Below are 23,322 nucleotides of genomic sequence, written 5' to 3'. Positions count from 1 at the left end.
TAACCGAGCGTGCGTCATATCGCTGAGCGTGCACCGGCCATGCACACGCTCAGCGATATGACGCACGCTCGTTGTACGGCCGGTAAACTGGCCCTATGAAAATGCCCTTTACAGACCCGCCCCTGACCGGCTCCGAAAAAGAACTGGTGCTCGGTTATATCCGTTTTCAACAAGAGGTATTCCTGCGCAAACTCCAGGGCGTGGACGGCACCTGGCTGAGTGAGAGCGTCCTTGCAACTCCCCTGCACCCCACCAGCATGAACCTAGCCGGTATGGCTGGGCACCTCTGGTTCGTTGAGGACTACTGGCGGGAAGAAATCCTACTCGGCCACACCCTACCTGAGCCGTGGGCGTCCTTCGACTGGGAGCAGGATGCGGACGCCGACTGGCATCTAACCCTTCCCCTGCCTCAGGTTCTAGAGAACCTACAGGCCAGCATGGAAGCTACCCGGGAACTGCTAACTGAACGTAACTGGGATGACCTCAGCGAAGGTGCCCTCAAGGACGGCACCCGCTTTAGCTACCGCTGGGTCGCCCTGCACCTCATTGAAGAGTGGGGCAGGCACCTGGGCCATGCCGACCTGCTCCGAGAAAACATCGATGGAGACCTAGGAGACTAGCCTGTGGACCTCACCACCTTCACCTGGACACGCCAACCCCAGCGATATACCGTCACCCCCGACCGAGTTGAAATCACCACAGAACCCGGCACAGATCTCTGGCAGCGAACCTACTACCACTTCCGCAACGACAACGCCCCCGTTCTGCAGACCACAACCCGAGAACAGTACTTTTCGTTCATCGTCAAAGCTAACTTCGATACCGCCCAGCACCGCTTTGACCAGTGTGGAGTAGCTGTCTACCTCGACAGCGAAAACTGGATCAAGGGGTCTATCGAATACGAAAATGAGGACTTCCAGCACCTGGGCTCAGTCGTGACAAACGGGGGTTATTCCGACTGGGCTACCACAGAGATACCTGCATCAACCGGTTACATGTGGTATCGGCTCAGCCGCAGGGGCCAGGACTTCCGTATTGAGAATTCCCAGGACGGCCTTGTCTGGCATCAGATGCGTATTTGCCATCTAGCCGAGGCAGGCGAGGAAATCACTTTTGGGGTGTATGCCTGCTCCCCCGAGGATTCGTCGTTCACCGCTGTCTTCACCGATTTCGAACTGACAGAATGCGCCTGGCAGCCCCACGATGGGCAGCAGCCGGATTAGGACTAGTTACCTTACCTAACCGAGCGTGCGTTATATCGCTGAGCGTGCACCTATCAGCCGCACGCTCAGCGATATGACGCACGCTCGTTTGTTTTCGCCGCAATGTGCGGAAAACCAGCGACTAAAAGTTTTCATTATTCATTTACCAGACATCTTCTCGCCATCTTGCCGCCATTTGCACCCTGTTCAAAATAGTCTGTCATGCTACTGGGTAAACCACACACCCCACCCACTAGCTGAAAGGCATACTCATGCTCACCGTCTTCGACCTCAACACCCGCACCATGCTCTACGGGCCGGACTTCTGGAAGCTCACGGCAGGTTACACGGAGTTCCACGGGGTCAGCTTCGTCTCGTCCTTCGCTACGATTGACCAGCTCAGCCAGAGGTTCGAGCAGGTCAAGCTGATTCTGGGCCTTGAAGAAGCCAAAACCGGCAGCCTGCTGCGGCAAATCTTCGACCCAACCCGGCGCGTCCGCGAACTAGAAACCGCTAGCGAGCCCCTGCTCGACGCCCTCGAAAGCGGCCGCGTGCACCTCAAATACAACGCCGATAAGCTCTTTCATTCCAAATACTTCATCCTTACATCGGCCGACGAGTTTGCGATTCTCACCGGGTCCATGAACCTCACCCGGGCAGCCATGACCCAGAATCACGAGCACAACACCCTCTACAGGGGCCGCTTCGATAACCCCGCCGACACTGCCTACCTGCGCGAATACACCGAGCTCTTCACCCAAAACTTCGAGGTCGAAGCCACCGACTATCTCGACCGCAACACCGTGCAGGAATTCCGACAGGCCAGCACCGCCGAGCAGCGCACCAGCATCATCGATACCCGCATCATCAAGGACGCCAAACTCCTACCCACCGAACACCGCGAAGCCATCGGCCAGCTCCTGCGCGAGGAAAAATCTGATACAGCCACACCCGAAAGCGTGACCACAACCTACCAGCTGGGTGACCCCGTCGTCCTGCACACCCTCAAAGCCACCTACACCCCCACCGGTAAACCGCGCACCCCCGCCACCGCGACCAAGGCCTTGCAGACCGTGCACCTCAAACAAAGGCAGGTCGCCCCGGCGGACGCCAGCCCCATCACGGGTGCGCAACCCCGCTGGGTTGCCACCGACGACGGCACCCTGCTCATCAACCACGAGGGGAAGGAACTTACCCCGCTCACCGATGCAGAGGTAACAGCCCGCGACGCCTCAACCTTCGTCGATATCGTGCTCTCCTACCGGGACAACAAGATGCGCGATGAATCCCACCAGGCCCTGAGTGCCTTCCTCTTTGCCATGACGGCCCCGGTGCTCTGGCGCATCCGCCACCTGGTTATGGAAACCGGCGAAAATCCCGACAAAATCCCCGTTCTCCTGGCTATCTTGGGGTCTGGGTCATCGGGTAAAACCACCATGGTTGACGACTACCTCAAGCCCTTTATCGGTGACTCCTCTCCCCTACTGGCTGAAGAACTGCTCAAAACCACCTACGGCTCTAAAACCGGGTCCATCAACTATATGAACAGCTACATGGAATCGGGCGAAGTCTCACCCCTCATCATTGACGAGGTGGGCACCCAGTTCCTGAACGGGGCAACGGTGCAGGGCAAAATCAAGCATTGGGCCAACCTGCGCTCCAACGGGTTTGAGGGCCCGCAGGGAACCATCATTCTGACCTCAAACGCCGACGGGGCTGTGCTGCAAGAAGCCATCAAAAAACGCGTCTGGTACATCTCCATCACCAGCGACTACAAGCCCACTGACCAGCAGGTCTATAACTTCACCTCCCTGGCGGGATCGGTCAACAGCAACCTCTACCGCCACGTGGTCTTTACCCTCAGCCAGCGGCTCGACCACCTGACCGCCCACGAGATTCAGCGTTTTTCGCGCAACTGGGTCTGGCTCACCGCTGAGATTCTGCAAGAAACCCTGGCCCGTTTTGGGCTAGAAACGGCCTTTCCCGCCAAATTGTTCACCCCTTATAGCTACCGCGACGAAATCGCCCGCGGCATCATCACCGACACCATCCACCAGGCCCACGCCAAGGACGCCCTAGCCTTCAGCGCGCACAGCCCCGAGGTGGCGTCCGTCCTGCGCTCTGCCTGGGAGGCAACCGGCACCTTCAACAAGACCCAGAAAGAAGAGATGATTGAATTTCGCTCTATTCTGCCCGCCGACTGCGTTTTAGAGGCAACCCCTAAGGCCATCACGCTGAACATCGAGCGCACCGACGCCTATCTGGGCGAGCCCCTGCTAGCCGGCTACCGCGAGCGCAGCCCGCTCAATGTGGTGACCAAGAGCGAGCATACCCTCGCCCTGCTAGAAGCGCAGCGGGAGAGGTCTGAGCGGGAGAAGGCCGAGCTGAGGTTGGAGTTAGAGGCTGAGCGGGTTGCTTTGTTGACTCGGCAGATTCAGGACGCTGAAGCCCGCTCGCGCGGGTGGGGGCGGCTGTGGCGGCGGTAGGCTCCGCTGCGCTCTAACCGAGCGTGCGTCATATCGTTGAGCGTGCACTAGCCATGCGCACACTCAGCGATATGACGCACGCTCACCTGATATTGTTGGTGAGCGAGTTCTGCTCTATCGGTTTTTCAAATTTTCTGGAGTCGGCGCAATTGTTGTGGCGTTCATTTCAAACCAATAGCCACCTGATGCATCACAACGAACTACAGCGCCCGTGTTGGTACAGGTAGTAGGTCCAACCGTGATTGATTCACCCACCGGCAAATCAGTTTTCTCAGTGAAAATGTTTGCAGGATCCACCTCCGGTATCGCTTCAAAACGATACCCGTACTTCTCTCCTACTGTGGCACCCTCAAAACTGAACTGTGTAAATTCGACAGGAACCCGCCAACACGATGCTCCATCAGCGTCCAAATGGCACTCAAGATCCAGGGCATCGAACTCGTAGCGAGCCCGACCGTCACCTGTATCGGCAGCCCTGTAGTCCTCCTGGTTGAAGGTAGGTGTTGCAGCTGCCGCTTCACTAGCCTCGGTTGTTTCGGGTGCAGCTGGCTGTGGTTGAGTTTCTTCAGCTGCTACTTCACTTGCTTCGGGTACAGCTGGCTGTGGTTGAGTTTCTTCAGCTGCTGCTCCTGACGAAGAAGCTTGAGCGGTTGCTGAGATTTCACTTGAGGACGATGCGCTGGCAAGAGGGACCTGAGTCGGTTCTGGTACCGCGCTTGATCCCCCACATCCTGCTAAAGCTGAAATTCCGAGCACAAGTGCAACGGGCGCTAATGCATCTACAATCCTGGAACTGACTTTTCCCTTTGCCCTATTCACGGCTCATCTCCATCACGTAGTAGCAACAGCTATCATCAATTACTCTAGGTCACCAACCGACATTATTAGGGCAGTAGCGCATTAAATACCTCGGACGTCGCAGGGTGGGTGTAGATACCCTCGCCGACCTCAGCGGCAGGAATCTGATGGGTAATAGCCAGGGCTACGGTATTGATGAGTTCTTGAGAATCAATGCACCAGAGGGTGGCACCCAGAATCTGGTTGGTTTCTTGGTCGAGCACGAACTGGGCGATGCCCTCAGGCCGGCCCATAATCTTGGGGGCGGGGTACAATCGCCAGGTCAGCGATCTTTGACTCACGCACCTCAATCTCGTGGTGAGCACGAGCAGCCTCAGCGGTGAGCCCTACGGTTGAGAGCGGCGGGTCAATAAAGGTGGTGGTGGGCAGCAGACGGCCGGTGCGGGTGCGGGAGCCATCGCCCCAGCGGTGCGACAGCACAATGCGGTGGTCGTCATAGGACGCGTAGGTGAACTGGGGTGCGCCGGTTACGTCCCCGACCGCGTAGATACCCTCAACGCTGGTGCGGCAGTGTTCATCGACCTCGATTCCCTTCTCGGTGTACTTGACCCCGGCAGCCTCAAGGTTCAGCCCCGCAACTGCCGGGCGGCGTCCTGTCGCTACCAGTATCACCTCATCGTCGAGCTGGTCTGTGGCCTGGTCTACCGAGACGCGCTCATCAACAAGAGTCACGCCCTGGGCTTCTAGGTGCTCGCGCACCGCCTGGGCAATGTGCCGGTCGAGGGCGGGCAGGAAGTCCCCCTCGCCCTTGTAAATGGTCACCCGGCTACCGAAGCCCGAGAACATGGTAGCGAACTCTAGGCCAATCGGCCCGCCGCCGATAATGGCCAGTGACGCCGGGGTGTGCTCTAGCTGCTGGATGCTGGTGGAGTCGTGCACGCGTCCGCCCACTTCCACACCCGAGCTGGCCCCGGTGTTAATAATGATGGTCGATGCGCTCACCTGCACCTGCTCCCCCACCTGCACAGTAGAAGAATCAAGGAACCGGGCAGCGCCGTCTAGAAGCAGCACGCCTTTGCCTTCCAGCATCTTCTGGTTGGCGGCGTTGAGTCGGGCAATGAAACCATTACGGTCATCGCGAGCCTCAGGAAAATCCCGGTGTAGGTGGGTCTGCTCCAGCAGGAACTTGGTTGGAACACAGCCAATATTGATGCAGGTGCCACCGTACATGGCAGGGTCTTGCTCAACCAGCGCTACCCTATCGCCGGCAGCTGCCCGCTTCATGGCAATCGTTTTACCCGCCTTACCAAAGCCCAGTACCAGCACATCGACGGTTAATTCTTCCACCAGATCTCCTTTTGTATGAAAGTCGATTACGGATCTTACCCTGTCTACCTTACTCCCGGCAGGCGTCCGCCCCGGGCACCTGCCTAGCAATTTCGCAGAGAAAAAACTCCCCGCTAGCAGATAGAGTTCGTCTGCTCGCGGGGAGTTGTCGGGGCTAGGGTAAGTTCTAGCTCTGGGTTAGCGCACCTCACCGATCATGTCGAAGGTGGTTGCTGCACCCTTGGTGTTGGAGTTGACCATCACCGCGATGGAGTTCTTACCCTGCTTGAGGTCAGAGGCGGGAATCTCAATGACCAGCGGGGTGGTGCGGGCGGCCCCAAAGTCTACAGCGCGGGTGGCGGTGTAGGTGGGCAGGGCACCCCAGATGAGGTTCTGGCGGGTGTATTCCTTACCGTTGACCCAGATCATCATGCCGTCATCCACGTAGGTAGTCAGAACGAGTTTCTGACCAGCAGCCAAGTTCAGGTTGAGTTCCTTGCGCAGCATCATCGATACCGGCTGGGCGCTGGATGAGAACTGGTACATGGTAGCTACGCGCGGTTCGCCCCAGCCAACCGATGAGTAGGTGGTGTACCACTTGGCGGTGTCGTACTTGTAGTCGGTAGCACGCCAGGTGGAGTCCAGCCCCTGCCAGGCGTTCAGGCCAAAGGCAATCTTCCACTCATCGCCCGATGCCAGAACAGGCTCAGAGTTTTCAGCCGGAACCGCAAAAGGCTCAATGGGAGCAGGGTTGTTGATGACGGTACCGTTGGCAGGAGCCTCAGCAAGGCGCTCGGGCTCAGCGGGAGCGGGCTCTTCCACAACCGGGGGCTCTACCGGGGCAGGGGCCTCAGTGGTTGCTTCGGCGGTCGGAGTAGGCTCGGCAGGCACCTCAGCGGTAGGCTGAACAGTAGGTTCGGCGGTGGGCTCCACCGGAGCTACAGGCTGCTCGGTCTTCTGTGCCAGAGCAACGGGGGTTGAGGCTGAGAAGTTGCCTGCGGCGTCCGCTGATCGCACGAAGTAGCGGGCATCGTCGGTGTGGGCCACCGAGTAGGTGGTATCGGTGGTGGTTGCGATGACGCGGTTATCGCGCAGCACCTGGTAGATGACGTTGCGACCGGCTGAGGGCCAGGTCAGGACGTCGGTGGCCCCGTCGGTGCTCACAGCCAGTGAGCGCGGGGCGGCAGGGGCAGTAACATCGCGCGGGGCGAAGCGGGCAAAGCCCACGGTCTGCTGCATACCGTTAGCACCCTGAGAACGGTTGATGTCGCCACCCAGCCAGAGGGTACCGGTGGAGTCAACGAACTGCTCCCAAACACCGTCACCGCGGGGGCCGCGCAGGTTGGGGGCGAATTCGCCAATTACGCGACCGGTTTCAGCGTCAAAGGCTGCTGAGAGGCGGATGGACTGCAGGTTGAAGAGGCCCTTGTTGGTCCAGGGCTGCATCCAAGTGCCGGAGCCTTCATAGATGTAGTTGCCACAGTGGCAGGCACCGTAGATGACCTTGTTGTTCTGGTCTTCGTAGAGGTCCTGGAAGTCGCCGCCCTCGATGGTGATCGCCGAGTAGAGGCGGCTCATGGTGTTCTTGGCGTACTGGTGGATAATGTGCTCTGAACCGGCAGCCCAGACAGTAGCGCCGGCGTCCTCAACGTCGTTCTGGTAGCCCTGGCGCTGGATGGTGGGGAAGGAGGGTTCCCAGGTCCATGCCTTGGCAATGTTGCCGTCGGTGGTGTTGAGCTGGGCTAGCTTCCAGGTCTTGGTGCCGTTAACCTCTGAGAAGTAGCCTGCGGCGGCGACGGTTGCCCCGTCATCTGCTGCTGAGAGGCCGTTGACGGTGCCGTTGAGGTAGGGGCGCCAGTTGGCGTCCGGTCCGTTCTGGCTGAAGCTGAAGCGACCGGCGTTGCGGGAGTAGCCGGTAGCGCCGGTTTCGGTATTGACCACGTGGGAGAAGGCACCGCCCACGTAGAGGTAGTCGCCCTGCACATCCAGGGTGCGGGCGCTGGTGATGGAGCCTGCACCGCGGTTTTCGATGCCGAAGTTGTAGGTGCGGTCGATTTCACCGGTGACGGGGTTAAGAATGACTAGGCCGGCCACCTTTTCGCCGTTGACCTCGGTGAACTCGCCGCCTACAGCCAGGGTGCCGTTGGGCAGGGCTTCAAGGGCCTTAATCTGACCGTTGAAGGTGGGCATGAAGGTTCGCACAAGCTCACCGGTGGTCACGTCGTAGCCAGCGAGGAACTTCTGCTGTACCTTTTCGCCGGTGGCAGCGTTTTCTACCCAGGCGAAGTCGCCGCCGGTGAAGACGGTGTTACCCACCTGGGTGATGGCCTGCACGTAGGTGTTGAGTTCGCCCAGGGTTCCGGTGCCGGTGGTGTCGCTGGTGCGCCAGGTGACCTTGGCTGAGTAGGAGTTGGGCAGGGCACGGCGGGTAGAGCCGGACGCCCCCGCGTCAGCGTAGTCGGAAAGGTTCAGGTCTGCCTGGGTCAGCTTGGGGCGCAGGAACACCTGGGAGAAGGGGATGGGGTTAGAGCCGGTCTTGGACCACAGGTGGGTCGTGGCGTTATCAGCGCCTCGGGCGATAGGGCCGTAGGCAAAGCCCAGGCGCCAGGCCTGCTGGCTAGTACCGAGGAAGTTGACCTGGTACATGGAGAGTACCGGCTTCATCATCTGCCCGGTGAGGCTGGCGAAGGAGCCGTTGGAGCGGGATACCGTGGGTGAGTCGCCGGTGAAGCGCACATTCTTCCAGGTCTGGGTGCCTGAGAGGGCCCAGGTCCAGTCGGTGGCGTTGGCGCGGGTGGCGGTGACGTTCTGCCATTTGGTGCCCTCGGCGTTGGCTGCACGGCGAATACGGAAGCCCCCAGTCAGGTCTGAGACCTTCTGGTTGCCGATGAGGGCAACTGCACGGGGGTGAAGGCGTCGGTGCCGTCGGGGTTGGTGTAGAGCTCTGAAGCCTTGCCCTTACCGTTGTAGTTTTCTTCCCAGCCGTCGCGGCCGCGGCCGATCATAACCCAGCCGCCGCCGTCAGTTTCCTGGTCGCAGTAGAACTGTTCGGGGGCTGCCATTTCTGGAGTCCAGAGCCAGTAGGTGCCGCTGGTGGCAGCTGGGTCGGTCTGCTTGGCTTCCCAGCAGCTGGCGGCTGCGGTTTCGCTGGTTTTACCGTCAGGGGTGTAGCTATCCGAGGCGGTTGCGCCCGGCAGCACGGTCACAGCGGTAGCCAGAGCGAGGACGCCCACCCCGGCTTTAGTGGCCAGGTTGGGTTTTTTGAGTGAGAAGGGGGCTTTAAACTGGGTGCGAGTTGCTGCCCAAAAATCGCGCGCTGTTGCGCGCTTCGACGGGCGCGCCGAAGTATCTTTATGTTCCATGTGTTCCCTAGTGTGCGAGTAGCCCGCCGGCTGATGGGCGGTGCAAGGTGTGTATATCTAGCTTAGGGTTTACCGCACCCACCTTAACCATTACGGCCTGTGGTCATTGCTGGGGCTAAGTGCCACCAACCGGCCCACAAATAAAAACCGGCCAGGATATACTCCCATATGAAAGCTCCTACACCGCGCTAAAGGAGTCTTCAGCACGAAATAGACTAAGCTGTGGAACCAGCCACACCAGCTCACTTTAACTGAATACAACAAGGACGCCGCCCCGCACTCCCCTGCCCAAAGGCAGGGAGGGTGCGGGGCGGCGTCCTCACATGTTAACCGCGTTGGTTAGATGTTGAAGCCCAGGGCTCGCATCTGGTCGCGGCCGTCCTCGGTAATGCGCTCGGGGCCCCACGGGGGCATCCAAACCCAGTTCACGTGCCACTCATCAATCATGTTTTCCAGGTTCTGCTGAACCTGTTCCTCGATGACGTCCTGCAGGGGGCAGGCGGCGGTGGTCAGGGTCATGTCGAGCACGAGAGCGCCTTCGTCATTCCAGCGCATACCGTAGAGCAGACCCAGATCAACGATATTGACACCCAGTTCGGGGTCAATCACGTTCATGAGGGCCTCTTCGATGGCCTCTTGGCTGGGGGCACCAGCGGGGGCTTCTGACATAGCAGTCACCTTTCAGTTCAGCCGCTACTACTTAGCAGCCAGGTAGCGCTCGTAGCCCTCTTCTTCAAGACGGTCAGCGAGCTCGGGGCCGCCCTGGTCTACCATCTTGCCGTCCACGAAAACGTGAACGAACTGGGGCTTGATGTAACGCAGGATGCGGGTGTAGTGGGTAATCAGCATAACGCCCATGTCATTGGCCTGGTGGGCGCGGTTAACACCCTCAGAAACGACCTTGAGAGCGTCGACGTCCAGGCCGGAGTCGGTCTCATCGAGAATACCGAACTTGGGCTTGAGCAGTTCCAGCTGCAGGATCTCGTGGCGCTTCTTTTCGCCGCCGGAGAAGCCTTCGTTGACGTTACGGGAGATGAAGGCGGGGTCGATGGAGAGGTTCTCCATGGCTGCCTTAACGTCCTTGGTCCAGGTGCGCAGGGCGGGAGCTTCGCCGTCAACAGCGGTCTTGGCTGAACGCAGGAAGTTGCTCATGGTGACACCGGGGATTTCGACGGGGTACTGCATAGCCAGGAAGAGACCGGCGCGAGCACGCTCATCGACGGACATCTCGGTGACGTCTTCACCGTCGAGCAGGATCTCACCGGAGTCAATCTGGTACTTGGGGTGGCCGGCGATGGTAGAAGCCAGGGTGGACTTACCGGAGCCGTTGGGGCCCATAATCGCGTGGATTTCACCGGAGTTGATAGTGAGGTTGACGCCCTTGAGGATGGGCTTGGTGTTTTCGTCGTCCAGAATAACGGAGACGTGGAGGTCCTTGATTTCAAGGGTTGCCATAGTTTGTTTCTCCTGTAAAAGGTAAAGCTTTAGTTGTTGGAAATCGCGAGTTCAGCTTCGAGGGCGTCGGTGAGCTGTTCTTCGAGCTCGGGGATGCGGATCTGCTGAATAATCTCGTTGAGGAAGCCGCGGACGACCAGGCGGCGGGCTTCAGCCTCGGGAATACCGCGGGCCTGCAGGTACCAGAGGTGCTGCTCGTCGAGCTGACCGGTGGTGGATGCGTGGCCGGCGCCTTCGATGAGGCCGGTTTCGATTTCCAGGTTGGGTACGGAGTCAGCGCGGGGGCCGTCTTCGAGAATCAGGTTACGGTTGAGCTCGTAGGTGTCGGTGCCTTCTGCGTCCTTACCGATGAGCACATCGCCTACCCATACCGAGTGTGCGCCCTTGCCCTGCAGGGCACCCTTGTAGGTGACGCGGGACTTGCAGTTGGGCTCGGTGTGGGCTACGAAGAGACGGTTCTCAATGTGCTGGCCGGCATCGACGAAGTAGAGGCCGTACATCTCGGTTTCAGCGCCGGGGGCGGTGAACTTGGTGGAGGAGGTGACGCGCACCAGGTCGCCACCGAGGGAGATGTTGACGTGCTTGAACTTGGCGTCGCGACCCAGAGCAGCGTACTGGGCTGAGGCGTGAATCGCGTCGTCCTCCCACTGCTGAACGGTGATGACGGTCAGTGAGGACGAGTCGCCCACCTTGAATTCAACGTTCTGGGAAAGCACGGCTGAGCCGGTGTGGCGCAGCACGACAACAGCCTTGGAGAAGGGCTTGGTCTCGATGAAGAGGTGCTGGGCTGCGGCGTCCTTGTGGGTGCCGTTGATAGCAACCTCAATCTGGCCTTCCAGTTCAGCTTCGGCGGGAACGGTAATGGCGGTTGCCTCGGAGAAGGTGCTCCAGGCGTTGGCCGCTACGCGGTCCTCGGGAATACCGGCTGAGCCGATGCGAGCGTCGTCGCGAGCGATAGTCTCGACCTGGACGCCGGCGGGCGCGTTGACCTCTACGGCGGGGGCAGCACCGGTGAGTTCATCGGTGTGCAGGCCGCCCAGACGCTTGAGCGGGGTGAAACGCCAGTCTTCTTCGCGGCCGGTGAGGGCTGCGAAGTCTTCAACCTTGTAGGAGGTCTTGCGCTCGGCGCGGGAGACGTCAATCTCGACCTTGTCGGTGTTGTGCTTTGAGACGCGGATGGTGTCGTCGGTGGCCAGCTCGGTTGCGAGCTTCTCACCTTCCTGGTCCATACCGGGAATCGCGGGGTTGTTGTGACCCTGGTTTTCTGCGTTAGCCATAATTTAGCCTACGGATCCTTCCATCTGGAGTTCGATCAGGCGGTTGAGTTCAAGCGCGTATTCCATGGGCAGCTCGCGGGCGATGGGCTCCACGAAGCCGCGCACGATCATGGCCATGGCTTCGTCTTCGGGCAGGCCGCGCTGCTGCAGGTAGAAGAGCTGTTCTTCTGAGACGCGGGAGACGGTTGCCTCGTGACCCATGGTGACGTCGTCCTCGCGGATATCTACGTAGGGGTAGGTATCTGAGCGGGAGATGGTGTCGACCAGCAGGGCGTCACAGACCACCGAGCTCTTAGCGTGGGAGGCACCTTCGCGCACCTGTACCAGGCCGCGGTAGGCCGCACGGCCACCGTTACGAGCCACAGACTTGGACACGATGGTGGATGAGGTGTTGGGGGCGATGTGAACCATCTTGGAACCGGTGTCCTGGTGCTGACCCTCGCCTGCGAAAGCGATGGAGAGGGTCTCGCCCTTGGCATGCTCACCGACCATGTAAACAGCCGGGTACTTCTGGGTGACCTTGGAGCCGATGTTGCCGTCGATCCATTCCATGGTGGCACCTTCGTGGGCGATGGCGCGCTTGGTCACCAGGTTGTAGACGTTGTTCGACCAGTTCTGAATGGTGGTGTAGCGAACGCGGGCGTTCTTCTTGACCACGATTTCAACCACTGCTGAGTGCAGTGAGTCGGTCTTATAGATGGGGGCGGTGCAGCCTTCGATGTAGTGAACGTAGGAGCCCTCGTCAGCGATGATGAGGGTACGCTCGAACTGGCCCATGTTCTCGGTGTTAATGCGGAAGTAGGCCTGCAGGGGGATCTCTACGTGAACTCCCGGGGGCACGTAGACGAAGGAGCCACCTGACCATACGGCGGTGTTCAGGGCTGCGAACTTGTTGTCACCGGCGGGGATGACGGAGCCGAAGTATTCTTCGAAGAATTCGGGGTGTTCCTTGAGGGCGGTGTCGGTGTCCAGGAAGATAACGCCCTGGGCTTCGAGGTCCTCGCGGATCTGGTGGTAGACAACCTCTGACTCGTACTGGGCGGCTACGCCGGCGACCAGGCGGTTACGTTCTGCTTCGGGGATGCCGAGCTTTTCGTAGGTGTTGCGGATGTCTTCGGGCAGTTCTTCCCAGGTTTCGGCCTGGCGCTCGGTGGAGCGGACGAAGTACTTGATGTTGTCGAAGTCGATGTCCGAGAGGTCTGCACCCCAGGTGGGCATGGGCTTGCGGTCGAAGAACTTGAGGGCCTTCAGGCGAAGGTCCAGCATCCATTCGGGTTCGTTCTTCTTGGCTGAAATGTCGCGCACGACATCTTCGTCAAGACCACGCTTTGCAGCCTGGCCTGCTTCATCGGAGTCAGCCCAGCCGTACTCGTAGGTACCGATACCTTCGAGTTCGGGGTTTGCCTCCAGAATTTCTGAAATGACGGTGTTGTTGGCGGTGCGCTCAACCTGTTCAGTCATTACGGCCTTTCTTGGTGGGTTGGTTTTCACCGAGGTAAATCGGTGAAATCTTCTTCTCAGTGGCAGGGCCTGCCGGGCAAGCCCTGCCGGTGGAAAGTTTTAGGGGGCGATGTCGCCTGGGGTTTCTTCGGGGTTTTGTGGGGCGGACGCCGGTGGGCGTCCGAGCGGGATGTGGGTGGTGCAGACGTGGGCGCCACCTGCCATGGTGGAGAGTCTGCGCACATCGACCCCGAGAAGTTCGGAGATGATTTCGGTTTCCTGGTCGCAGAAGACGGAGAAGTCTTCGGCGAGGTCTCGCACGGGGCAGTGGCCCTGGCAGAGCTGGATGGAGGCCAGCAGGTTATCGGGCAGCTTAGACCGCATGCCAACAGTCGGGGCCATTTCGTTGGCGGTGGCGACGAAGCCGTCGTGGGTCATTGCTTCTGCGAGCGCTTCGGCGCGGGCTGAGACGTCATCGCCTGCCGCTTCGACGATGGGGCGGTAGCGCTCTGCCATGTCGTGGGCGCGGGCTGAGGCGAACTGGCGCAGGGCGTCTTCGCCGACGGCGTCCTTGAGCATGGTGAGGGCGTCGCGGGCGATATCGAGGTAGTCGTTGCCCAGTTCGCTGTGCCCCTGCGGGGCGATGACGTAGCGGCGGGCGGGACGGCCTGCTCCGGCACCGTGCTGGCGGTGGGAGGCAACCTCGATGAGGCTGTTCTTTTCAAGCGCGTCGAGGTGGCGGCGGACGGCTGCCGGGGTGAGGCTGAGCAGTTCACCCAGTTTGGCCGCAGAAACAGGGCCGTGAGTGAGAACTCCCTGGAGCACGCGGTCGCGCGTGCGTTCCTCTGTTTCTGCAGGGCGGGCAGTTTTAGTGGTCACAGTTCTGCCTTTCTCTGCGGAATACACAAATAAAGTATGTCGTAATTGGGGTCCTTTAAGCTAGTAAGGACTACCTATTTAAGGCAGTACGGCAGCAGGCGTCCGCCCAGAGCCGAAACGAAAGGGCTAGAATAGACGGGTGACGACACACCACCTGCCCCCCAGCCTTAGCCCACGTGAGAGCGTATCTGACGCACCCGCGTCCGCCGCTCTCATCATTGACAACCTGGTCAAGGACTTCACCCCCTCCAAGGACTTCGCGCGCAAGCACCCCGAAGCCCTCACCAGCGAGGGGCTCAAACGAGCGGTAGACCACCTCTCCCTCACCATTGAACCGGGTCAGGTAACGGTTCTGCTGGGAGCTAACGGGGCCGGGAAAACCACCACCCTAGCCTGCGCCCAGGGCCTGCTCAAACCCACCGGCGGCAATATCTCCCTGCTCGGTCACACACCCTGGGGGGCCTCCCCTGAACTGCGTGCCCGCGTTGGCATCATGCTGCAGGACGGCGGCCTACCCCCGTCCGTCCGTCCGCTTCCCCTGCTGCGGCACATCGCCAGCATGTACACCAACCCCCTCGACGTTGACGCCCTAGCAGCCCGACTCGGGATTGATGCCTTTAACGGCACCACCATCCGCAGACTCTCGGGCGGGCAAAAGCAGCGGGTCGCCCTGGCCGCTGCCATCATCGGCCGGCCCGACATTCTCTTTCTCGACGAACCCACCGCCGGCCTCGACCCCCAATCACGCAGCGTCGTTTTCGACATCATCCGCGAACAGCGCGACGCCGGCGTAGCCGTTGTACTCACCACCCACCTGCTCGATGACGCCCAGCGCATCGCCGACTACGTCTACATGATTGAGCACGGCAGAGTCGTACTGGCCGGAACCATGGTCCAGGTGCTAGCCAGCGGGCAGGACGACGCCCGCCGCCTCACCTTTACCGCCCCGCCCGGCATCACCCTTGCAGCCATCTGGCCCGCAGGCGACTCCCCCCTGCACCTGGTCGAAGAGCCCCAGGGTCACTACCAGCTCACCGGCCCGCTCACGGCCCAGCACCTAGCCGACCTCACCGCCTACTGGGCCGTCCAGGGCTACATGCCCGGCGAATTCTCCCTGGCCAACCGAACACTAGAAGACGTCTTCCTCGAACTATCAGGCAGTGATATCCGATGAGCACCACCTCAACAGCAGCACCAGCCCTCACCCGCGTGCTAGCCCAGGGCAAGTTCGAAACCATCGCCATGCTCAAAAACGGTGAGCAGCTCATGCTGAACATCGCCTTCCCCATCATGGGCCTACTGGCTCTTGCCTACACCAGCTTTCTCGACCCCTGGGCGAACCGCTACGGGGTAAGCCGCGTCGACATTGCTGTACCTGGCGTGCTAGCCCTGTGCGTGCTCTCCACCGCGCTCTCAGGTCAGGGTATTGCCACCGGCTTCGACCGCCGCTACGGGGTGCTGCGCTTTATCTCCACCACCCCGCTCGGCAAGGGCGGCCTGATTGCGGGCAAGGTGCTGGCGGTGCTCGCGGTCCTCCTGATTCAGTACCTGCTAGTGGGGGCGCTCGGCCAGCTACTGGGCTGGACGGCCACCGTGCCCGGCGTCCTCATGTCCCTGCCGACCCTCTTACTGGGGGCAGCATGCTTCACCTCCCTGGGGCTACTCATCGCCGGGACCGTGCGCGCCGAAGCAACCCTGGCTATCGTCAACATGGCCTGGGTGCTGCTGGCCGCCGCCGGAGGAATCCTGATTCCCACCGACCGCTACCCCGCTTGGCTGGGCTCCATCATCGACCTGCTGCCCTCAGCCGCCTTAGGCAACGCCCTGCGCGGGGACTACATCTACCACAGCTTCCTGCTGCTCCCCCACCTCATCCTGGTAATAGCAACCGTCGTTTTTGCCACCCTGGCCACCCGATTCTTCAAATGGTCAGCCTAACCTGCCCCACACCGTCCGCAACCCTCGTGAAGGAAAGCTCCATGCCGACCACGCACACACCCACCGCAGGCACCTACCAGCCTGCCAGCCTGGGTGAAAAACTTATCCCCCGCAGCTACACCCGCTGGGTCAAACAGACCGCCTGGGCAGTAGCCATCGCCAATATCGTGCTCATTATCTCTGGCGGCGTCGTCCGTCTGACCGGCTCCGGCCTGGGCTGCGACGCCTGGCCCCGCTGCACCTCAGACGGCTCCTGGACCACCACCCCCGAAATGGGCATCCACGGCATGGTCGAATTCGGCAACCGCCTACTAACCTTCGTGCTGGCCGCCGTTACCGTCATCGCCTTCCTGGCGGTGCTGCGGGTGGTATTCCCTGAGCGTCTCTCGTTGGGTCGCTTCATCTGGAGCCTCCTCGTGGGCAGTCGATCCGAGAGCTTCCGCGCTCAAGGGTTAGGCGCCTGGCTCGAGTCGCGCGGCTTTGTCGCCCCCCGCTCCCGCTATTCTGACCTCTTCAACCTGACCCTGCTGCTGCTCTGGGGTATTCCGGTGCAGGCTGTGGTCGGCGGTATTTCGGTCTGGCTGCGCCTCAATCCCTGGATGATTACCGCCCACTACATGCTTTCAGCCCTGATGATCATGATTGCCGGTATCTACCTCAACCGTGTCTACCGCTACTTTGAGGGTACAGCTGCCCGCGAGGGGCTCGTCCCCGCTGCCGCCCCGGCTCATGCCCCAACTCAGGGCGCGGATGCCGGCGCCCCCGCGTCCGCCCACCTCATGCGGGTGCTCGGTTGGGTCGGCGTGGTGCTGGTTGTTGCGCTGATGTTCATGGGCACGGTTACGACGGGTACCGGCCCGCACGCGGGTGACGCCGAGACCCACCGCCACGCTTTTAACCCGGTGTGGGTGACCCGCCTGCACGGTTCTCTTGTGTGGATTTACTGCGCTTCGGTGCTGGGCTTCTTTGCGCTGTGGCGGTCAAAGGGGTGGGCCCCTATCTTTGGGAAGTCTCTGGCCTTTGTGCTGGTGGTGCTGGGCTACCAGGCCATCGTGGGTTACACCCAGTACTTCAACGGGCTGCCGATTTGGCTGGTGGAGATGCACCTGATCGGGTCGGGTGTGTTCGCCCTGGCGGCGTCTTCGCTGTTTGAGCGGCAGCTGGTGCTCTCCTCCCCCGCTGCGCGTGAGAAGGCGGTGGGACGCGTCCGGACGGCGTAGCCCTCCTCCTCCTCCAGTAGGTACCATCTAAATCAGAAAAACCCACCAACTAGGTGGGTTTTTCTGATTTAAATGGTCTTTTCCACAGGCGCGCGCCAATGCTTCATAGAGGCGTCATCACTGCACCAACTTACTACCGTGTCAGGGCTCATTCCCTTGAATTTTCTCGCTTCACCCGCCTTCAGGTTATCCACAGACTGCACTGGCTCTAGCAAAAGTGAGACTGCATCAGTGAGTCTAGAGCCATGTCAATGCATGAATACATCAACGCAGTCCGCACGGCCCGGCAGCTTCTGAACCAGGGCTACACCTACGACCACATCAACCGAGACGTAAAAACCCAGAAACTCACACGCGTCAGAAAGGGTATCTACTGCCCAACAGCCTGGTGGGACTCCCTGAAACCCTATGAAATCTACAGAGTCCAGATCGCCGCAGTACACCTGTCAGACCCATCTACCACTTTTTCGCACGCCGCTGCCGCTTGCCTACACGGATTAGCTCTAGCGAAAACCCCGCCAGCAGTCGATATCGTTGGCCCACCAGATTCACGCGGACGGGCTGCCGGAACCCGCAAACATTACACCTATAAACCGATAGAGGAGCACAGGACGCTCGTGGGCGGCTTGAGAGTGACAGGCTTGCTTCAGACGGTGGTAGATTGCGCGCGGTATCTTCCCGTAAACGAGTCAACCGTCATCGCAGATAGTGCCTTGAACCAAAAACTGGTGAGTGTAGAGGAACTCTCTCTTGAGCTTTCTCAGATAGTTGGGTGGGGTTCTCGCAAATGTCGAAGGGTTGCACTGGGTATGAGCCCCCATGCCGAAAGCCCGGGTGAAACCTTACTTCGTCTTATCTTGATTGATGCGGGTCTGCCAGCACCGGCCGAACAGGTTGAGGTAACCGTTGGCGGGCTACGTTTCAGGCTTGATTTGGCCTACCCTGATCAGATGATTGCCCTTGAGTTTGATGGCGAGGTCAAGTATAAGAACTTCGGCCCACGACAAGATGCTGAGTGGTCTGAGCGCCGTCGGGAGTCTCTTCTCCAAAATTCGGGGTGGACAGTCCGCCGGTATCGGTGGGTTGATCTTATGACGCGCCGGGCAGAAATCGTTGCCGAAATCCGTTACCTCCTTAACCGCTAGCGTCCGCCAGAAAAGACCATTTAAATCAGAAAAACCCACCTAGTTGGTGGGTTTTTCTGATTTAGATGGTACCTACCTGTTTAGAGGGGGAGCACCGGGCCACCCACGAAGGGGTCGACCGCCAGAGCAATGAACAGCACGGTCAGGTAGGTGATTGAGCCGTGGAAGACCACCATAGCGGTCCGGCTGGTTGCCTGCTCCGCCAGCGCCAGGCGGTGCAGCTTGTGGCAGTGGTAGAGGAACCAGGCCCCAATCAGCACAGCGGTCGCCGTGTACACCCAGCCAGCGCCGCCCAGGGGCACCAGCAGCAGGGAACACATCACCATGGCCCAGCCGTACAGCACCACCTGCACCGAAACACTCTTGGCCGAATCGGTCGCACCCAGCATAGGAATGCCGGCGGCCCGGTAGTCCTCGGCGTACTTCATCGACAGAGGCCAGTAGTGCGGGGGCGTCCACAGGAAAATCACCATAAAGAGCACCACAGCTGCCCAAGAAATGGTGTTCTCTACAGCCGCCCAGGCAATAAAGACCGGCATGCAGCCCGCCAGGCCGCCCCAGACGATGTTCTGCTTGGTGCGCTTCTTCAGCCACAGGGAGTAGAAGACAACGTAGAGGAAAATCGCGACGACACCGAGACCGGCAGCCAGCGGGTTTACCAGGAAGTAGAGGTACACGATTGAAACAACCGACAGCACCCAGGCAAAGACGAGGGCTTCCCGGTCGGTGAGTTCGCCGGTGACTAGCGGACGCTTCTCGGTGCGCTTCATCAGTCGATCAGCTTCGCGGTCGATATAGCAGTTGAAGGCACAGGACGCACCGGCGGCAAGTGAGCCGCCAATCATGGTGTGGAGCACCAGCCAGAGGTTGGGGAAGCCGCCGGCGGCAAAAATCATGGTGGGCGCGGTGGTTACCAGAAGCAGCTCAATAATTTGAGGCTTCGTGAGGTGAATGTAGGCCCTAATTTTGCGACCCAGGGAGACGCGGCCGGGTGCAGGCGCAGCGGGGGTTTGCTGGCCTTCTTCGGTACGGTCGATCACGGTGTTGATGCCATGGCCCTTCACGTATGCTGACTTCCCTTGACTGTTGTGTGTGCAGCTCTTCGGTTCCCCCGCCGGGTGATTCACTATGTGAAACAGGTGGCGGTTTTCGGCGTGTTGGAGGTGCGGACGCCGTCTGCGCGCCCGAGTGCCCCTCGCACCGATTTTTTGGGTGGTGCCCATCACTTTTAGCCGGGGTTGGCCGGTTTGTGAGCACGCCAAAAGAGCTTTTGGTCAAATTACATCGTATAACGCCTACCTACCCCCTGGCTAATAGATTAAGCGCACCCCTAAAGCGGGGGCGTCCGCTGAGAGGCAAACCAAGCCCACATATGCGCAGGTGAACTATCCTGGAAGTAGCGTCTTTTGCCGGTTTTACCGTGTGCTTGTGTGGGCTTGTCCCGCTGGGCGTCGGTGGGCGGGTAGAAGAATAAGTTTGATGAATATTTCTGGGTAGCCAGATTGAGAGAGGACGGCTGATGCCTAACCTGAATCAGAAGCTTGAATGGACCGAGAAAGACCAGCGCGCGGTTGATACCGCTCGCGTGCTTGCTGCGGACGCCGTTGAGAAGGTTGGCTCGGGCCACCCCGGTACCGCGATGAGCCTGGCTCCTGTGGCCTACCTGCTCTTCCAGAAGGTCATGCGTCAGGATCCCCGTGATGACCGCTGGGAGGGCCGCGACCGCTTCATCCTCTCCCCCGGACACACCTCACTGACCCTGTACAACCAGCTATTCCTGGGTGGTTTTGGTCTGGAACTTGAGAATATTAAGGCCCTGCGTACCGCAGGTGCCCTGACTCCCGGCCACCCCGAGTTCGGTCACACTAAGGGCGTCGAAATCACGACCGGCCCCCTGGGCCAGGGCCTGGCGTCCGCTGTGGGCTTTGCATACGCCCAGCGTCGCATGCGCGGCCTCTTCGACCCCGAAGCTGCTCCCGGCACCTCCCCCTTTGACCACACCGTCTTCACCATTGCCTCTGAGGGCGATGTGCAGGAGGGTGTAACCGCAGAGGCGTCCGCTCTGGCCGGCCACCAGCAACTGGGCAACCTGGTCGTGATCTACGACCGCAACCACATCTCCATTGAAGATGACACCGACGTGGCTTTCACCGAGGACGTCGCAGCCCGCTACGAAGCCTACGGCTGGGACGTTGCCAAGGTGGATTGGACCGTAGGCGGCGACTACAAGGAAGATGTCGAAGCCCTTTACGACGCTATCGTTGGAGCCACCAAGGTCACCGATAAGCCCTCCTTCATCGAACTGCGCACCATCATCGGCTACCCCGCTCCCACTAAGCAAAACACCGGTGGTATCCACGGCTCCAAGCTGGGTGCCGACGAAGTTGCAGCCACCAAGAAGGTACTGGGCTTCGACCCCGAACAGCACTTCGTGGTAGAGCCCGAGATTCTTGAGCACACCCGCGCCCTGGTCGAGCGCAGCGCAGCTGAGCGTGACGAGTGGCAGAAGTCCTTCGACGCCTGGGCTACTGCCAACCCCGAGCAGGCCAAGCTCTACGAGCGCCTGGTTGCTGGCGAGCTGCCCGCCGAGCTGGATGAGGCTCTGCCCACCTTTGAGGCTGGCACCTCCATCGCAACCCGTGCAGCATCGGGCAAGGTTATCAACGCAATCGCTCCGGTTCTGCCCGAGCTCTGGGGCGGTTCAGCCGACCTAGCAGGGTCAAACAACACCACCATCGATACCGAGAAGTCCTTCAACCCCGAGTCCCGCTCCACCAAGAGCTGGACCGGCCACCCCTACGGTCGTGTGCTGCACTTCGGTATTCGCGAGCACGCCGCCGCAGCTATCACCAACGGTATCGCGCTGTCTTCGCCCACCCGTCCTTTCTCCGGAACCTTCTTCGTCTTTACCGACTACCAGCGCCCGGCCGTCCGCCTGGCAGCGCTCATGGGTGTGCCCAACATCTTCGTCTGGACCCACGACTCTATCGGTCTGGGCGAGGACGGCCCCACCCACCAGCCCGTTGAGCACCTGACCGCTATGCGCGCAATCCCCAACCTCGATGTTGTGCGCCCCGCTGACGGTAACGAAACCGCTGTAGCCTGGCGCAAGATTCTGGACATCAAGGACCACCCCGCCGGCCTGGTGCTCTCCCGCCAGAACCTGACCAACGTGGCTCGTGAAGACCTGCACGCGGACGCCGAGGGCGAGAAGTTCGCTTCGGCTAACGGTGCTGCCCGCGGCGGTTATGTACTGGCTGACACCGAGGGCACCCCCGACGTCATCCTCATTGCCACCGGTTCTGAGGTCGAGGTTGCACTAGCTGCCCGCACCCAGCTAGCAGAAGAGGGTATCGCCGCCCGCGTTGTCTCCATGCCCTGCCGCGAGTGGTTCGCAGCCGAGTCTGCCGAGTACCGCGAGTCAGTTATCCCCTCCGCCGTCAAGGCCCGCGTGACCGTTGAAGCCGGCCTGGCCATGCCCTGGATGGACATTCTGGGCGAAGCAGGCCGCGCCGTTTCCCTGGAACACTACGGTGCCTCAGCCTCAGCCGAGGAACTCTTCGCCGACTACGGCTTCACCGCCGAGAACGTCGCAGCCAAGGCCCGCGAGTCCATCGCCGCTGCCCGCTAACAGAACTTCAAGTTAAGGAAAACATTATGACTACCCCCACCCAGAAGCTTTCAGACGCAGGCGTCTCCATCTGGCTCGATGACCTCTCCCGCGAGCGTCTCACCAGCGGTAACCTGCAGGAGCTCATCGACACCAAGAACGTGGTCGGCGTAACCACCAACCCCTCCATCTTCGCTGCCGCTCTGTCGAACGGCGCAGCCTACGCCGAGCAGATGAAGAAGCTGGCAGCAGAGGGCACCGAAGCAGAGGCAGCTGGCTTTGCTGCCATGATTGACGACGTGCGCGACGCCTGCGACGTGTTTGCCCCCATCTACGAGGCAACCCAGGGCTTTGACGGCCGCGTCTCCATCGAGGTCTCTCCCCTGCTGGCCCGCGAATCAGCTGCAACCCTGGCCCAGGCTAAGGAACTCTACTCAGCAGTTGGCCGTGAAAACGTCATGATCAAGATTCCCGCCACCGAAGAGGGCCTAGAGCCCATCGCTGAGGCCCTGGCTGAAGGTATCTCGGTCAACGTAACCCTGATTTTCTCCCTGGAGCGTTACCGCGCCGTCATCAACGCCTACCTGCTGGGCCTCGAAAAGGCACTGGAAAACGGTAAGGACCTCTCAAAGATCCACTCCGTTGCCTCCTTCTTCGTCTCCCGCGTCGACACAGAGATCGATGCCCGCCTTGAGGCCATCGGCACCGACGAAGCCCTCGCCCTGCGCGGCAAGGCCGGTGTAGCTAACGCCCGCCTGGCCTTCGAGGTCTACGAGCAGGCCTTCTCCTCCGAGCGCTGGGCCCGCCTGGAAGCCGCAGGTGCCAACCGCCAGCGTCCACTCTGGGCATCCACCGGCGTGAAGAACCCCGCCTACCCCGACACCCTCTACGTCACCGAGATCGCAGCCCCCGGCACCGTCAACACCATGCCCGAGGCAACCCTCAACGCAACCTTCGACCACGCAGAGGTTGCGGGTAACGCTATCGAGGGCACCTACGAGGAATCCACCGAGATCCTCAACCAGCTCGAAGCTGTAGGTATCTCCTACAACGACGTGGTAGAAAAGCTGGAAACCGAAGGCGTTGAGAAGTTCGAGGTCTCCTGGAAGGAACTGCTCAACACCGTCACCGCCGCACTGGCTGACAGCAAGTAGTACCGTTTCACGCTGAGGGTGGGGGTCGTA

General features: G+C 60.4%; 20 protein-coding genes. 9 read left to right on the top strand and 11 right to left on the bottom strand.

Annotated elements, in window-relative coordinates; translation table 11 throughout:
* Nucleotides 1-95: 95 nt before the first annotated feature.
* From ACFP6B_RS11390 to ACFP6B_RS11380, 3 genes are all read left to right on the top strand, one after another.
* Nucleotides 96-620, top strand: coding sequence for a mycothiol transferase (locus ACFP6B_RS11390; protein ID WP_377130073.1), 525 nt, complete (start codon nucleotides 96-98; stop codon nucleotides 618-620).
* 3 nt (nucleotides 621-623) lie between these two features.
* A complete protein-coding gene (locus tag ACFP6B_RS11385; RefSeq protein ID WP_377130071.1) occupies nucleotides 624-1,223 on the top strand; it encodes a DUF1349 domain-containing protein in 600 nt (199 codons plus the stop codon).
* A 251-nt stretch (nucleotides 1,224-1,474) separates the two neighbouring features.
* Nucleotides 1,475-3,688 (top strand): phospholipase D family protein, encoded by a 2,214-nt coding sequence (locus tag ACFP6B_RS11380; protein WP_377130069.1) that lies wholly within the window; start codon nucleotides 1,475-1,477, stop codon nucleotides 3,686-3,688.
* 114 nt (nucleotides 3,689-3,802) lie between these two features.
* Here ACFP6B_RS11380 and ACFP6B_RS11375 read toward each other — a convergent pair whose 3' ends face one another.
* From ACFP6B_RS11375 to ACFP6B_RS11330, 10 genes are all read right to left on the bottom strand, one after another.
* A complete protein-coding gene (locus tag ACFP6B_RS11375; RefSeq protein ID WP_377130067.1) occupies nucleotides 3,803-4,507 on the bottom strand; it encodes a hypothetical protein in 705 nt (234 codons plus the stop codon).
* Nucleotides 4,508-4,572: 65 nt separating this feature from the next.
* Nucleotides 4,573-4,779 carry a hypothetical protein gene (locus ACFP6B_RS11370; protein WP_377130065.1) on the bottom strand — a complete coding sequence of 69 codons (207 nt, stop codon included), beginning with the start codon at nucleotides 4,777-4,779 and terminating at the stop codon, nucleotides 4,573-4,575.
* On the bottom strand, nucleotides 4,766-5,833 hold the full coding sequence (locus ACFP6B_RS11365; protein WP_377130063.1) for an FAD-dependent oxidoreductase: 1,068 nt from the start codon (nucleotides 5,831-5,833) through the stop codon (nucleotides 4,766-4,768). The genes ACFP6B_RS11370 and ACFP6B_RS11365 overlap by 14 nt, the downstream gene beginning before the upstream one ends.
* A 177-nt stretch (nucleotides 5,834-6,010) precedes the next feature.
* Nucleotides 6,011-8,548, bottom strand: coding sequence for a hypothetical protein (locus ACFP6B_RS11360; protein ID WP_377130061.1), 2,538 nt, complete (start codon nucleotides 8,546-8,548; stop codon nucleotides 6,011-6,013).
* Between the two features lie 125 nt (nucleotides 8,549-8,673).
* Nucleotides 8,674-9,174: a fibrinogen-like YCDxxxxGGGW domain-containing protein gene (locus ACFP6B_RS11355; RefSeq protein WP_377130059.1), complete on the bottom strand. Its 501-nt coding sequence runs from the start codon at nucleotides 9,172-9,174 to the stop codon at nucleotides 8,674-8,676.
* Between the two features lie 339 nt (nucleotides 9,175-9,513).
* Nucleotides 9,514-9,843 (bottom strand): metal-sulfur cluster assembly factor, encoded by a 330-nt coding sequence (locus ACFP6B_RS11350; RefSeq protein ID WP_377130057.1) that lies wholly within the window; start codon nucleotides 9,841-9,843, stop codon nucleotides 9,514-9,516.
* Between the two features lie 27 nt (nucleotides 9,844-9,870).
* Complete coding sequence (gene sufC / locus ACFP6B_RS11345) at nucleotides 9,871-10,629, bottom strand: Fe-S cluster assembly ATPase SufC (RefSeq protein ID WP_185172967.1); 759 nt, start codon at nucleotides 10,627-10,629, stop codon at nucleotides 9,871-9,873.
* 29 nt (nucleotides 10,630-10,658) lie between these two features.
* The gene (gene sufD / locus ACFP6B_RS11340; RefSeq protein WP_377130055.1) at nucleotides 10,659-11,906 is read right to left on the bottom strand and encodes a Fe-S cluster assembly protein SufD; all 1,248 of its coding nucleotides are present in this window, start codon (nucleotides 11,904-11,906) and stop codon (nucleotides 10,659-10,661) included.
* Between the two features lie 3 nt (nucleotides 11,907-11,909).
* A complete protein-coding gene (gene sufB, locus ACFP6B_RS11335) occupies nucleotides 11,910-13,367 on the bottom strand; it encodes a Fe-S cluster assembly protein SufB (RefSeq protein WP_135011742.1) in 1,458 nt (485 codons plus the stop codon).
* Between the two features lie 99 nt (nucleotides 13,368-13,466).
* Nucleotides 13,467-14,225 carry a helix-turn-helix transcriptional regulator gene (locus tag ACFP6B_RS11330; protein WP_377130052.1) on the bottom strand — a complete coding sequence of 253 codons (759 nt, stop codon included), beginning with the start codon at nucleotides 14,223-14,225 and terminating at the stop codon, nucleotides 13,467-13,469.
* 139 nt (nucleotides 14,226-14,364) lie between these two features.
* On the opposite strand from ACFP6B_RS11330, the gene ACFP6B_RS11325 reads away from it, so the two are divergent.
* From ACFP6B_RS11325 to ACFP6B_RS11310, 4 genes are all read left to right on the top strand, one after another.
* On the top strand, nucleotides 14,365-15,399 hold the full coding sequence (locus ACFP6B_RS11325) for an ABC transporter ATP-binding protein (protein WP_377130050.1): 1,035 nt from the start codon (nucleotides 14,365-14,367) through the stop codon (nucleotides 15,397-15,399).
* Nucleotides 15,396-16,163 carry an ABC transporter permease gene (locus ACFP6B_RS11320; RefSeq protein WP_377130048.1) on the top strand — a complete coding sequence of 256 codons (768 nt, stop codon included), beginning with the start codon at nucleotides 15,396-15,398 and terminating at the stop codon, nucleotides 16,161-16,163. Before ACFP6B_RS11325 ends, ACFP6B_RS11320 begins: the two co-directional genes overlap by 4 nt.
* A 41-nt stretch (nucleotides 16,164-16,204) precedes the next feature.
* Nucleotides 16,205-17,383: a COX15/CtaA family protein gene (locus ACFP6B_RS11315; protein ID WP_377130046.1), complete on the top strand. Its 1,179-nt coding sequence runs from the start codon at nucleotides 16,205-16,207 to the stop codon at nucleotides 17,381-17,383.
* A gap of 809 nt (nucleotides 17,384-18,192) precedes the next feature.
* Nucleotides 18,193-18,528 (top strand): hypothetical protein, encoded by a 336-nt coding sequence (locus tag ACFP6B_RS11310; protein ID WP_377130044.1) that lies wholly within the window; start codon nucleotides 18,193-18,195, stop codon nucleotides 18,526-18,528.
* Nucleotides 18,529-18,608: 80 nt separating this feature from the next.
* Here the strand turns inward: ACFP6B_RS11310 and ACFP6B_RS11305 are convergent, their stop codons facing one another.
* Nucleotides 18,609-19,568, bottom strand: coding sequence for a heme o synthase (locus ACFP6B_RS11305; protein ID WP_377130091.1), 960 nt, complete (start codon nucleotides 19,566-19,568; stop codon nucleotides 18,609-18,611).
* Between the two features lie 479 nt (nucleotides 19,569-20,047).
* On the opposite strand from ACFP6B_RS11305, the gene tkt reads away from it, so the two are divergent.
* Both tkt and tal read left to right on the top strand, forming a co-directional pair.
* Nucleotides 20,048-22,159 carry a transketolase gene (gene tkt / locus ACFP6B_RS11300; protein WP_377130042.1) on the top strand — a complete coding sequence of 704 codons (2,112 nt, stop codon included), beginning with the start codon at nucleotides 20,048-20,050 and terminating at the stop codon, nucleotides 22,157-22,159.
* Nucleotides 22,160-22,185: 26 nt separating this feature from the next.
* Complete coding sequence (gene tal, locus ACFP6B_RS11295; RefSeq protein WP_377130040.1) at nucleotides 22,186-23,292, top strand: transaldolase; 1,107 nt, start codon at nucleotides 22,186-22,188, stop codon at nucleotides 23,290-23,292.
* Nucleotides 23,293-23,322: the final 30 nt, after the last annotated feature.

Origin of the sequence: Rothia nasimurium (assembly GCF_042660305.1) — a bacterium.
Taxonomy (GTDB): Bacteria; Actinomycetota; Actinomycetes; order Actinomycetales; family Micrococcaceae; genus Rothia; species Rothia nasimurium.
The sequence above is the reverse complement of the archived record's forward strand: the minus strand, read 5'-3'. Positions and strand labels throughout refer to the sequence as shown.

What these genes read in the sequence shown, in the direction of transcription:
- ACFP6B_RS11390 (WP_377130073.1), top strand. Translation starts at nt 96, where the DNA reads ATGAAAATGCCCTTTACAGACCCGCCCCTGACCGGCTCCGAAAAAGAA.
- ACFP6B_RS11380 (WP_377130069.1), top strand. Translation starts at nt 1,475, where the DNA reads ATGCTCACCGTCTTCGACCTCAACACCCGCACCATGCTCTACGGGCCG.
- ACFP6B_RS11370 (WP_377130065.1), bottom strand. Translation starts at nt 4,779, where the DNA reads ATGGGCCGGCCTGAGGGCATCGCCCAGTTCGTGCTCGACCAAGAAACC.
- ACFP6B_RS11355 (WP_377130059.1), bottom strand. Translation starts at nt 9,174, where the DNA reads ATGGAACATAAAGATACTTCGGCGCGCCCGTCGAAGCGCGCAACAGCG.
- ACFP6B_RS11350 (WP_377130057.1), bottom strand. Translation starts at nt 9,843, where the DNA reads ATGTCAGAAGCCCCCGCTGGTGCCCCCAGCCAAGAGGCCATCGAAGAG.
- sufC (WP_185172967.1), bottom strand. Translation starts at nt 10,629, where the DNA reads ATGGCAACCCTTGAAATCAAGGACCTCCACGTCTCCGTTATTCTGGAC.
- sufD (WP_377130055.1), bottom strand. Translation starts at nt 11,906, where the DNA reads ATGGCTAACGCAGAAAACCAGGGTCACAACAACCCCGCGATTCCCGGT.
- sufB (WP_135011742.1), bottom strand. Translation starts at nt 13,367, where the DNA reads ATGACTGAACAGGTTGAGCGCACCGCCAACAACACCGTCATTTCAGAA.
- ACFP6B_RS11320 (WP_377130048.1), top strand. Translation starts at nt 15,396, where the DNA reads ATGAGCACCACCTCAACAGCAGCACCAGCCCTCACCCGCGTGCTAGCC.
- ACFP6B_RS11315 (WP_377130046.1), top strand. Translation starts at nt 16,205, where the DNA reads ATGCCGACCACGCACACACCCACCGCAGGCACCTACCAGCCTGCCAGC.
- ACFP6B_RS11310 (WP_377130044.1), top strand. Translation starts at nt 18,193, where the DNA reads ATGAGCCCCCATGCCGAAAGCCCGGGTGAAACCTTACTTCGTCTTATC.
- tkt (WP_377130042.1), top strand. Translation starts at nt 20,048, where the DNA reads ATGCCTAACCTGAATCAGAAGCTTGAATGGACCGAGAAAGACCAGCGC.
- tal (WP_377130040.1), top strand. Translation starts at nt 22,186, where the DNA reads ATGACTACCCCCACCCAGAAGCTTTCAGACGCAGGCGTCTCCATCTGG.